The 10,529-nt window shown below is 58.7% G+C and carries 7 protein-coding genes and 4 pseudogenes; 5 read left to right on the forward strand and 6 right to left on the reverse strand.

Annotated features, from left to right (window positions below):
• Window positions 1-195: 195 nt before the first annotated feature.
• Window positions 196-389: pseudogene (locus tag HV670_RS28345) on the forward strand (Arm DNA-binding domain-containing protein); the annotation flags it as partial.
• A 90-nt stretch (window positions 390-479) separates the two neighbouring features.
• On the opposite strand, the gene HV670_RS28350 reads toward HV670_RS28345, so the two are convergent.
• From HV670_RS28350 to HV670_RS28360, 4 genes are all read right to left on the reverse strand, one after another.
• Window positions 480-644: a hypothetical protein gene (locus HV670_RS28350; RefSeq protein ID WP_175108282.1), complete on the reverse strand. Its 165-nt coding sequence runs from the start codon at window positions 642-644 to the stop codon at window positions 480-482.
• A 69-nt stretch (window positions 645-713) separates the two neighbouring features.
• Entirely contained in the window at window positions 714-1,157 is a 444-nt protein-coding gene (locus tag HV670_RS32100) for an FAD-binding oxidoreductase (protein ID WP_343054513.1), read from the reverse strand.
• Window positions 1,046-1,423, reverse strand: a complete 378-nt coding sequence (locus HV670_RS32105) for an FAD-binding oxidoreductase (RefSeq protein WP_343054512.1) — start codon at window positions 1,421-1,423, stop codon at window positions 1,046-1,048. Before HV670_RS32105 ends, HV670_RS32100 begins: the two co-directional genes overlap by 112 nt.
• A gap of 297 nt (window positions 1,424-1,720) precedes the next feature.
• Window positions 1,721-2,902, reverse strand: coding sequence for a porin (locus tag HV670_RS28360; RefSeq protein ID WP_175108288.1), 1,182 nt, complete (start codon window positions 2,900-2,902; stop codon window positions 1,721-1,723).
• A gap of 642 nt (window positions 2,903-3,544) precedes the next feature.
• Here HV670_RS28360 and ligD point away from each other — a divergent pair.
• The 3 pseudogenes from ligD to HV670_RS31580 form a co-directional block, all read left to right on the forward strand.
• Window positions 3,545-3,766 (forward strand): annotated as a pseudogene (gene ligD / locus HV670_RS32110) (non-homologous end-joining DNA ligase LigD); the annotation flags it as partial.
• Between the two features lie 524 nt (window positions 3,767-4,290).
• Window positions 4,291-4,533, forward strand: a pseudogene (locus tag HV670_RS31575) (cytochrome b); the annotation flags it as partial.
• Window positions 4,534-4,703 (forward strand): annotated as a pseudogene (locus HV670_RS31580) (IS30 family transposase); the annotation flags it as partial.
• Between the two features lie 144 nt (window positions 4,704-4,847).
• Here HV670_RS31580 and HV670_RS28375 read toward each other — a convergent pair.
• Together HV670_RS28375 and HV670_RS28380 are read right to left on the reverse strand one after the other, a co-directional pair.
• A complete protein-coding gene (locus HV670_RS28375; protein WP_175108285.1) occupies window positions 4,848-6,296 on the reverse strand; it encodes a cytochrome-c peroxidase in 1,449 nt (482 codons plus the stop codon).
• Window positions 6,297-6,447: 151 nt separating this feature from the next.
• Window positions 6,448-8,205, reverse strand: a complete 1,758-nt coding sequence (locus HV670_RS28380) for a phospholipase C (RefSeq protein ID WP_175108286.1) — start codon at window positions 8,203-8,205, stop codon at window positions 6,448-6,450.
• Between the two features lie 361 nt (window positions 8,206-8,566).
• Here HV670_RS28380 and HV670_RS28385 point away from each other — a divergent pair, with 361 nt between their 5' ends.
• A complete protein-coding gene (locus HV670_RS28385; protein WP_175108287.1) occupies window positions 8,567-9,289 on the forward strand; it encodes a winged helix-turn-helix domain-containing protein in 723 nt (240 codons plus the stop codon).
• Window positions 9,290-10,529 lie beyond the last annotated feature (1,240 nt).

The following is a 10,529-nucleotide window of genomic DNA, read 5'->3' on the forward strand; positions in this document are numbered from 1 at the left end:
GGCCTGCTCCTTGAACTCGACAGAATACGTTTGTCTCGCCTTCAACCTGCACCTCTGACTCTTCTTGATAAGAAATTTCAGAGGCGACAACTACTATGACGCCGGGGGTGGGCGTCCGATGATGTCCGACTAAATCCGAAAAACTTGATGGAATATTCGTTGGTACTGCGCTAACGCCTGTTGGTACCAACGATCATGAACCTTACAGATCTCACTGTCCGTAACACCAAACCCAAGGACAAACCGTACAAGCTCACCGATGGGGACGGCATGTTCCTGTTGGTACAGCCGAACGGCGGCAAGTATTGGCGGCTTGCGTATCGCTATCTGGGAAAGCAAAAGACCTTGGCTCTGGGCGTTACCCTGAGGTCAGTCTCGCCCTGGCGCGGACGTTGCCGTGAACGCGCACCCGGAAAGACATATCGCCCGTTACCAGTGGCGGCCTTCAGCTCCTTCAGAATCTGAAACTGGTTCGCAGCTCAGCAGGGACGAGCCGCATAATCGGCCCGGCAGGAATCGAACGTTTCGGTGTTGCCGATACTCTCGGCAATATAGAGGCGTAGCTCATCAATCGACGCGGCACCTGATTGCAATGTCCCTGCTGACTGCTCCACTGTTTTCGGAGTGACTCGATCGGTGTCCATGACGCGTCTCCAGAAGCAGAGAAAGAGGTCCAGCGGGGGCGGCTCCTCGCTAGGGACGAAACAGCGACCTCAGTACGAGCCCCACGGGCGCGCGACCACGGCACGCGCGATATTGGAGCCATTTTCGGGAAGCAGCTGGTCGAGGCTGTAGCCGGAGACGCGCCGCTTGATGGTCGGGAAGCCGGTGCGGATCGCATCGGCATAGTGATCGGCAAGGGTCTTGAGTGCGCGCACGATGTCGGCGCGGCGTCCGCCCGCGGCGAGGTGCGAGCGATACGTGGCGTCGTCGGTCGGTCCGACCCAGAAGCGTTCGCCGTCGACAGTCGGCACTTCGAGTCGTTCGACGTTTTCGGCGGTTTTGCCTGCGCGCACCGAGTTTGCGCCGCAAGAGTTGTTGCCGATCATGCCGCCGAGGGTGCATCGGCTATGGGTGGCGGGATCGGGGCCGAATGCGAGGCCATGCTGCGCGGCTGCCGCATTGAGTTGATCGCAGACGACGCCGGGCTCGACGATCGCGGGCGCCGGTCCCGGTCGATCGAGACGATGGAGTTCAGGTGCATCGAATGGTCGAGCACAACGGCGGTATTGACTGACTGGCCGCACATGGAGGTGCCGGCGCCACGGGGCAGGACGGCTGCCTGGGCTTCGTTGGCGGACCGCACGGCGCCGACGAGTTCGTCGATCGTGCGCGGCGGGACGACGCAGAGCGGCACTTGCCGGTAGTTCGATGCTTCAGATGCGTAGGCTGCGGGTGCGTGAATCGAAGCGGACGTCGGCACCCGTATCGGCGATCAGTTGCCGGAGTCTGATGAGCTGATTGAGGTCTTGCCGGGAGGTCGGAGCGGTTTCTGGGGTCGAGGTCATGAGAAAGGTATCGGCGCCTGTCGCCGCCTGTCGCCGCATGTCGTTGCATGCGGCGACGGGCGTCCATGGCCGATCTTACCCCCCAGACTTGAAATAGTCGTGAGAGGCGCCCCGTTGGCCGTGGGCAATTCGCCGCACCACGTCAAACGGGAAACCCATCGCCCTGTAGTACACCTGGCGGCGCGCTGCAGGGCGGTGCGATTTCTCCCCGATTAGAACCGATGCCTCATGCCAACCGAGACAACCACTTGTTGGTTATTCGAGGAGGGATCCAGACTATAGATGCTGGCGTCGAACGCGGGGTTGCCGTTCCCGCCGCTGACGCGCTGATAGACGCCTTCCAGGTATACGTCGGTGGTCGGCGAAAACAGGTAATCGGCCTGAGCCATCACCTGGTTCCAATGCGGAGTGGCAGACGTAGCGGCCGTCGTTCCTCCGAAGGCGCCCGTCGTGTACGTATAGGACGCACCCAGGCTGAAATTCGGGTGCACGAAATAGCGACCGTTCAGTTCGAAGTTGTCGAACTTGATATAGCTGCCATTGAGCGCGCCAATGGAGGTGCTGCCGCCCTGCCAGATGCCCGTCACGTTGTAGGTGACGGAATGGGTCCAGATGGCGCCGACGGAGGATTGGCCAAACTTGTACTGGACACCCGCGCCGAAGATTTGTTGGTTGCCGCCCGTCGTCAGCGCGTCGCCGTCGCCCGTGCTCACGGCGCCTACGGCGTTGGCGCTTGCCGGGTTGGCCGTACGGTTGACCTGAACATACGCGGCCGCCGCATTGAACGCGCCATACGAATAACTCGCGCCCATGCTGTAGGCGCTATTGTTGCTGAACTGGCCTGCGTCATTGGAGAACGCAAACATCGTCCCGGCCTTGAAACCGTCGAACGAGACGCTGCTGAACTTGATCGAATTGTTCAGACGCATATCGTTGTTCAGGTTGTCATTGTCGTACGGGTGGTCGGCAAGGTTGCCGCCGAAACCCGAACCCGTCGCGCTCATGGGTGCGACGTAGTCGACCATGAAATCGTATTGACGGCCGAGCGTAAGCGTACCGTACTGGCTCGAGCGCAGGCCGACCCATGACTGCCGGCCGAACAAGTCTCCGCCGTTCTTCGCGGCGCCCGTGTTTGTGGCGAAACCGTTCTCGAGCCAGAACACCGCGCTCAGGCCACCGCCGAGGTCTTCCGAGCCGCGCAGGCCAAAGCGCGACGTGGAGAGGTTTCCGCTTTGCATCGAATACAAGCTCGCCCCTTGCGTCGTGGAGCCCGTCACGCGTGCATTGCTCTGATAAACGAGACCAGTGTCGACAATCCCGAACAGCGTGACGCTGCTTTGCGCATGTGCGGCTCCGGCCACAACTATGGCCGACACAGCGGCCAGATATCGCATCTTGATCAAACCACACCCCATTCCAAGTTCATCTTCCTCGTTGAACGATCGGCGATCGCTCGGGAAAGAACGCGTGGAGTATAGGGTTTGGCCAAACTACGATGAATGCGGCGATTTTGAAAATCCCCATTTCAAATTCGGAACGGGACTTTCATAAAATTTTAACAATCCCGTCATCGGCGGCTGACGGCTATTCGGGGTACACGATTCAATGCAATCCGGTCGACCGCGGTCCGCGCCAAGCCTCAATTTCAATGAGCCGCTCCCCTGGTGTCTCAAATTCGCCACAACCGGAAATGCGCTTTTTTAAAGGGATAAGTCCGCGGCAAACTGAAACGGCTAACCGCGAAAATGCGCTTTCTTCGGGCCAGGGGTCATTGTGACGCGCACTGAACATGGCGGTGTCCGCGTCGTTGCAAGTGTTCGCCGGCACGAGCCACTCCGGGTCGAGCTCAGTGCTGCGCAACGATCGACATAGCTTGTCGCAAACCTGCTCGACTGTGAGCCCCACCGTATTGATTTCGGCCGCGCGAGGCGACGCCGACGAGGCTGGCGCTTCGCGGCGGCGCACGCAATCTGTCGATCGATGTGATCGCAACTGCTGCCTGATTGGCCGGGTCCTGAGAGTCCCTTCGCAACGGCAAAGGCGCGACAACGGCCGAGGCGTATTCGGCCCGCGCCCGCCCAGGCATGGGCGTCTCGATACCGATTACTTGGGCCGAAGTTGAAGAGGTCAAGTCCGCACATCAATGGACGGTGCGCGACGCAAGCCAGCGATTGAAAAGCCTTAAATCTGACCCATGGGAAGGCTTCCACAAAAACGCGACAACAATTGAACAAGCGGCGCGTGCCGTCGAAGGCTAGGCACGGGTGCTGTCACGCATTCAAGAGCACCCGCATCACGCTGGAGGCCGAACTCGCGACCGCTTCGCAGGACTGGCGAGATCGATCCACGTCGGTGCGTGATCGCTGGCACTGGGTAAATCTCGTACCCACGCGTCGACGCCGGCGTCTGCCAGACGTGGAATAAGTGACGGACTCACCCGCGCGGACTCGTGGCTCGGCGTCTCGCGCGAGGATCGCCACGCCGTTCCACGGGCGCTGTCCCTTCCAGATTGCTCCATGACCGGCCGCGTGAATCGCGTCGATCGGAAAGCCGCGCTTTCTGTCTTCAGCTCCTGCATGTTAGCGCCGATGTAAAAATTCGGTCGAATCCGCAGTCGAGCCCAGCCGATCGCGGTGGTCGCTGATCGGCCGTAATCGGTTCGTCATGGGGTGTCCGTAAGCTGACGATATTGTTGATCCAGGGAGGAGTATCGTAGCTGCTTTTGCTCTGCAATAATGCAGGCCGCCTTTATCTCATACTTGGTTTTTGAAGGGGAGACTGAATGGTGCACCGCGCGCGCTATGGAACCGTGGCCCAATTCTTCCACTGGGCGACGGCGGTCTTTGTTGTGATCGCCTTCACATTTGGCCCCGGAGGGTCCGAGCAGCGCGTATACGCACACGCCCGCGACTTCGACCGTCAGCTCCACGAGACGCTGGGGTTGTGCGTGTTCGCGCTTGTCATAATGCGTGTACTGTGGCGGATAGTCGACAGGCAACCGGAGCCGCCCCAGGCTTCGCTTTGGATGAGCGTCGCGGCGAAAGCCGTGCAATACACGGAAAGCCAGAAAGCGCTGATGTGGGAGCGCTGGCACAAAGGAGAAACTTTCCAGCAGATTGCCCAACCGTTTTATCGAAACCACCCATCGATACAAGGGGTTCTGACTGAAACGGCGGAATTCGGCCGCACGAGCGGACGCTGGGTGAACACACAATAGACACACCCCACGAGTGCCAGTGGCCTCCGCACATCCACAACCAACCTCCAGACCACTCGCCATGCATTGACACAGATGAGACGCGCGCGCCGAGGGTCTTTCTTGGCACGCCCGCGATACGCTTATTTCCTGTCGACCGGATAGCCGTCATCCAGTGTTTTCACGAAGGCGATGATGTCGTCGATATCTGTATCCGTCAACGGGTTTGGGTCACCAATTTTCCGGTTTAAAGGCGCGTCCGCCACATCAATATTGGCGCGGTATTCCTTCGGCAAATCGTTGTACTTGTCAACCTTGCCCGAGGCATCAACCGGGTAGATCTTCTCCGGATGCGTTTCACGCAGGTTGTAGAAGTCCATCACCTGCTTGAGCGTGTGGTAGACACCGTTATGGAAGTACACGCCACGCGAGGCAGAGTTGCGCAGCGTGGGGGTCAGGAACATGCCGCAAAACTGCGTCTGCTTGGAAATGTCTGTGCGGAACGGGCCACAAATTCCCATGTCGTAGAATTTCGGATCTTTGTTGAGCACGAGCTCAGGGTTACGTGGCGCACCGAGTGCCTCATATTGCGTGTCGGTAAAGACCGGCGGCAATCCATCCTTGCCCACCTGACTCAGGTGGCACCCCGCGCAGTTCGCCTTGTTCTGGTCGTTGAAGAGTTGCAACCCATGCAGTTCCGCGCGCGTCAGGCGAGTACGACCTTCCAGCCAATAGTCATACTTGCTGGTGAAAGCATGAAACCCTTGCGCCTCGGTCTGATAGCGGCTCACAGCCGACATTGCCTCGGCCACCAGCAGCTGCGGCCTACGCACGATGCTATCGCCAAAGAGCTGCTTGAACTGGTTGAGGTACTTCGTCGCCTCAAGTTTGTGTACGATGTCAGCTTCGCTTGTGTTTGCCATCTCGACTGGGTTCAGCATGGGGCTATAGGCCTGCTGCTGGAGGGTGTCCACACGACCATCCCAGAAGAGACCGCCTTGCGGCACGATGTTGGGTGCGGCGGTCGCTGCGCCGGCCGTCTTTTGTGCACGCTGCGCGCCTTGCGCTGCCGACGCGGCCTGATCCAGATTGACCGCCGCGTCGACTTCCTGGACTTCCGGCCCGATGGTGAACGGCGTTTGGCGATAGAGGTAGGCGAGCGAGGGCGGGGGCCGATATCCCCCATTCGTCATGTGCGGACCGCCGAGCTGCACGGACAGATTGTTTGGAGGTCCGAAGGCGTGGTCCGGACTGTGACACGATGCGCACGACTGCTTGCCGGAAGCCGACAGCGAGGGGTCGTTAAAGATCTTTTGACCAAGTAATGCGAGGGCACTCAACGGCGCTATCGGCGGTCGCTCCAAGTGCACCGGATGATGATTGACACCTGTCAGATTCTCGACGAATAGCCCCAAGCTCTCGGGCATGCGTTCTGGGTATGCGAACGCATAACCGCTGTAGGCAAGCGCAATTAGGACAGCAGCAGCCAAGCCCCATAGGATGAGCCGTAGAAGGCGCAGACCGGTTCCCGGACCGGAGTCACCACCAACAGGCAGATGCCGCGGAAGCGCGGCGTTCAAGCGAAGGGTCATGGTGAGAGCAAATGAAGCGCTATAAACGAATGCACAAGTCGAGCCAGCAAACGATGCCTGGCTCGACGCTTGATAACGTCATTCGCGCCTCTCTGCACATATCACACCAGAAATCATGCGGTGTGTGCAGAGACGGCGTTGAACTAGACGACTAGCTTTGCGCCGGCGGAGCCGACAGCTTGGTGCCTAAGGTCGGATCCAGGAAGAGCGTCGAAGCCGGGCCCGTATTGCCTGTGAAGTTGAACAGCGCGCGGATGTCACCAGCATTCGCATCGTTCGAACCTTGACCGATACGTGTGCCGCCAAGCCAGTTGTCTTCAATGAACCGGACAACCGACGATTGGGTGATTTGCACGTGGCTCACGGTGTTAGGTGTAACCCACGGCGAAATCACAATGAACGGAATCCGCGTACCCGGACCGCAACGACCGTTGACCGGCGAAAGGGTAATGCCGACGCCCGGCTTGGCGCTTGCCGAGGTGCAGGTACCTGGGCCCGACACTTGGTCGGCACCGGCAATCGTCGAATTTACCGTGGACGTCGGGCCGTTGATGGTTTCGACCGTTACCGCATCCGCGGACGAAGTCGTCGGTTGAGCAAACTTATGGTCATACCAACCGTCGGAATCGTCGTACGTCACGATAACCGCAGTGCTCTTCCAATCCGGTTGTTGCTGAATGAAGTTGACCAGATTCACGACAAACTCCTGTTCGTCGATCGGATCGGAGTTGCCTGGGTGGCCGTCACCGACCGCCGGAGCCTTGATGTAGCTGACCGACGGATAGTTACCCGCCTTCACTGCCGTAACGAAGTCGTTGTAGTCGTACTCGTGGTTTGCCGGTTCCGGCGTCACGCCATCAGCCAGTTTGCTGAAACCGATCGTTGTGGGCGAGCTCGGGCGCGCGTGGCTGTAGTTGGAAGTCGACGCGTAGTACTGGAACCAGTTGTGGTGCGGTACGTAATCCGTCGGCGACGTGTTCAGGGTAGCCGAGTACGTGCTGCGACCGCAGGTGACGCTCGCGTTCGCGTTTTGCGCGGTCAGGTCGAAGCCGCCCATGAAGCTGCCCCAAGTGATGTTCGCCGCGTTCAGCAGGTCACCGATGTTCTTCGACGTCATCTTCACCGTGCTGGTCTTCGACGAGCAGACGTCATAAGCGGGGTCGGTGTCGTTAATCAGTGTCAGGCCGCCCGCATTGTCGGGAATGGTGTTAGCCGTGCCAACGACTGCCACGGCACCGTTGGTCGTTCCGGATACGACTGCCAGCGCGCCAGGCGTCGACGGACCAAAGCTGTCCGTGTACGCGTTGTCGCTCATCGCGTAGTTCTGGGCGTAGTTCCAATACCCGGTCACGGTGTTACCATCGAAATAGCCCATGACCTGGGCAACCGTGCCAAAGGCATTCGACCCCCCCGCAGAAGCCGTACCGGTGTTCGCTACGAACGCGTCCATTGCGCCGTTGTCCTCGGCAAGCTGTTCAGGCGTATAGGCATGGTTCTGGTCGGCCGTATTGGCTTGCTGACGGTCGATACGGAAGGGATTCATATCCGTGGTCGGAAATCCCATGGCAGTTGCCTTGGTGACGTTCGCGGCACCGGTGGCATTCGGGTTGTTAGTCAACAGCGCCGTGGTCAATCCGTCGACGGTCGGCGTGTTGGCCGCAGCCGTGAAGACCGGTTCGCCCGGAGGATTCGTCGCGACCGGGTAGGTACCGAAGTAGTGGTCAAACGAACGGTTTTCGCCGTAGATCACGACCAAGTGCTTGATCGGCGTTGCCGTCGGAAGCGCGTCTTGGGCCGAGACCGCAGGTGTGGCGGCCGGCGTGGCCGCAGGGTTGGTGCTGCTACCGCATGCGCTCAGCACGAGCAGTGCGGCGGCAAACGGGATGGGCAAGAGGGCTCTACGAAACATGTAACTGGCTCCTGATTCGCTGTTCGAGGGTGCTGGGGATGTTGTTGGAAGTATGTCTTCTACGTTTACTCTTTAAAGCTGGGGGGATTGGACCATTACAGAGTGAAACCTTCGGGGCAGAAACCTAACAAGTGCTTTCAATAACATTGACAAATCATTTCAACTCGTTTTTGGGAGCGCCGCATCTTCTGCAGATTGAAACAAAGTGACAGCGCCAATCGAGTCTGGAGGGCGATTAACGGCGCGTGGGTATTCGATACCGATCACGTTCTTGGTATTATTAGCACACTGCTCAATTCTTAAGTCCGATATGCTTTTCGATGTCCTCGTAAAGTTTTTCGATTCGTCGATGAAATGACTTATGTCTGACATTCTTATCGTTGAAGACGAGCACGGTGCTGCTGAATATCTCTGGACTAAGGCCCGGGAAGCGGGGCATGTGCCATCGGTGGCATTTACCGTGAAGAATGCGACGGAGCTTATCGACGTGCAGGTGCCTGACGTCGTCCTTCTCGATTGGATGTTATCCGACATGACAGGGCTGTCGTTTCTGAGGACGCTGCGCGCCACTATGCGCACGAGGGATTTGCCGGTCATCATGCTAAGCGCTCGACCGAGCGAAGCGGATTGTATCCGAGCACTCAACGCCGGGGCGGACTTCTATCTCGCCAAGCCCTTCTCCGTCAAAGAACTGTTCGCTCGCGTCGCCGTCGTGCTTCGCCCGAAGCCGATCACAGTCGAACCAGACGTCCTGCACATAAATGGTCTCTCGCTGTCGCTGAAGAGTCACCGGGTCGTTGCCAAGCGAGACGAGCGCGAAGCGGCGCTTGCATTGAAGCCTACGCAATTCAAGCTCCTCCGGCTTTTTTTGCTACATCCGGAGCAGGTCTTTTCGCGCGATGAGATCCTCGAGCACGTGTGGACAGATCAACCTGACGCAAAGGCGCGGACCGTCGATGTTCACGTGAAGTACCTTCGCGATGCGTTGCGCCCGCTTCAGTTCGACACGATGATTGAAACTGTCTTGAATGAGGGCTACCGCCTATCCAGGATTGATGCGAGGTCAGAGGCTGGGCGCGGGTAGTGCCCCGGCTCAGATGTCCTCGCTCTGAAAGTTCGGACCGCAACGGCACTTTGACAGCTGGTTCGGTGCACGACGAGCCCCGTCCTTTTAGGAGGATCACCTTCCGGGCTACCAAAACCTGAGGCCTTGCGATCCGCCAGCCGCACGATTGATACTGGCTAGCGTCGGGTGGCCCTGTTGCGCTAGCGAAGTTAAATGATGGATAGGTGATTGCCGCGGGTTAAGTCAATGGACTCGCGGCGATCATTGCGCTTCAAAGTCGCGAATCCGGCGCCAGTATTCGTCGGCCCGCCCTTCAGGGCGACCATCCTGCACCGTTAGAACGAGCTCCCTGAACAGACGTCAGATTTGGGCTGAAGTTCGGCCATTCGACTCGATGCCGCCAACGTCGCTTCATGGCCGATCAGGGACTGCCGTCGCGTCGATTCCGCTGGGATGTCACAAGAAGCGGGTGCGGGCGCTCAGGGTTCTTTTGATTCAGCGGCCATTCATCGCCTGGAAGGCTCGCCGAGTATCCTCGATTCCGTCTTTCGTCAACCACCCGACGAGCGATCTGCCGAAATCCGGAGTTCGTCTGGCTCACGAAATCGATGGGGGAGCAAACCCGCAAACTCGCGGCACGGAGAGCACCGCAGCGGATATGCATATAGCAATTGCTTCTATAAGATCAGACGTCCTTTCACTGGTATTGAACTAGCATGGTTTTGGTTCACCAAAAATAGGGATACCTGACGATGTCCGTCCTGAATGAAGTTCTAGAGGCTAACCGGAATTACGTCTCGAAGTTTGGTGACAAGGGAAAGCTTCCTTTGCCTCCCGCGAGACGGTTTGCCATCCTGACCTGCATGGACGCGCGGTTGGATCCGGCCGGATATGCGTGCCTGTCTGAAGGCGACGCGCATGTGATTCGTAACGCTGGCGGGCGCGCGAGCGACGACGCTATCCGGTCGCTGGTAATCTCCTACATGCTGCTTTGGACCCGGGAATGTTCGTGATCCACCACACGGACTGTGGCATGCAACTATTCACGGAGTGAGTTACAAATTCATTGAATTATTTTCGCCGCGTACTAAAGTGCTATGTGTGGCACGGCTACGAGGAGGCGGCGATGAGCGGACGGCCCAAACGCGAACTCCTGCTGAGCGAATCGGAATTCAAGCAACTGAAGGCGCTGATGATGCGGCGCAAGACAGCACAAGCGTTGGCGTTGCGAGCGCGCATCGTGCTGGCCTGTGCCGAA

Source organism: Pararobbsia alpina (assembly GCF_902859895.1).
Taxonomy (GTDB): Bacteria; Pseudomonadota; Gammaproteobacteria; order Burkholderiales; family Burkholderiaceae; genus Pararobbsia; species Pararobbsia alpina.

What these genes read in the sequence shown, in the direction of transcription:
- HV670_RS28350 (WP_175108282.1), bottom strand. Translation starts at nt 644, where the DNA reads ATGGACACCGATCGAGTCACTCCGAAAACAGTGGAGCAGTCAGCAGGG.
- HV670_RS28360 (WP_175108288.1), bottom strand. Translation starts at nt 2,902, where the DNA reads ATGCGATATCTGGCCGCTGTGTCGGCCATAGTTGTGGCCGGAGCCGCA.
- HV670_RS28375 (WP_175108285.1), bottom strand. Translation starts at nt 6,296, where the DNA reads ATGACCCTTCGCTTGAACGCCGCGCTTCCGCGGCATCTGCCTGTTGGT.
- HV670_RS28380 (WP_175108286.1), bottom strand. Translation starts at nt 8,205, where the DNA reads ATGTTTCGTAGAGCCCTCTTGCCCATCCCGTTTGCCGCCGCACTGCTC.
- HV670_RS28385 (WP_175108287.1), top strand. Translation starts at nt 8,567, where the DNA reads ATGTCTGACATTCTTATCGTTGAAGACGAGCACGGTGCTGCTGAATAT.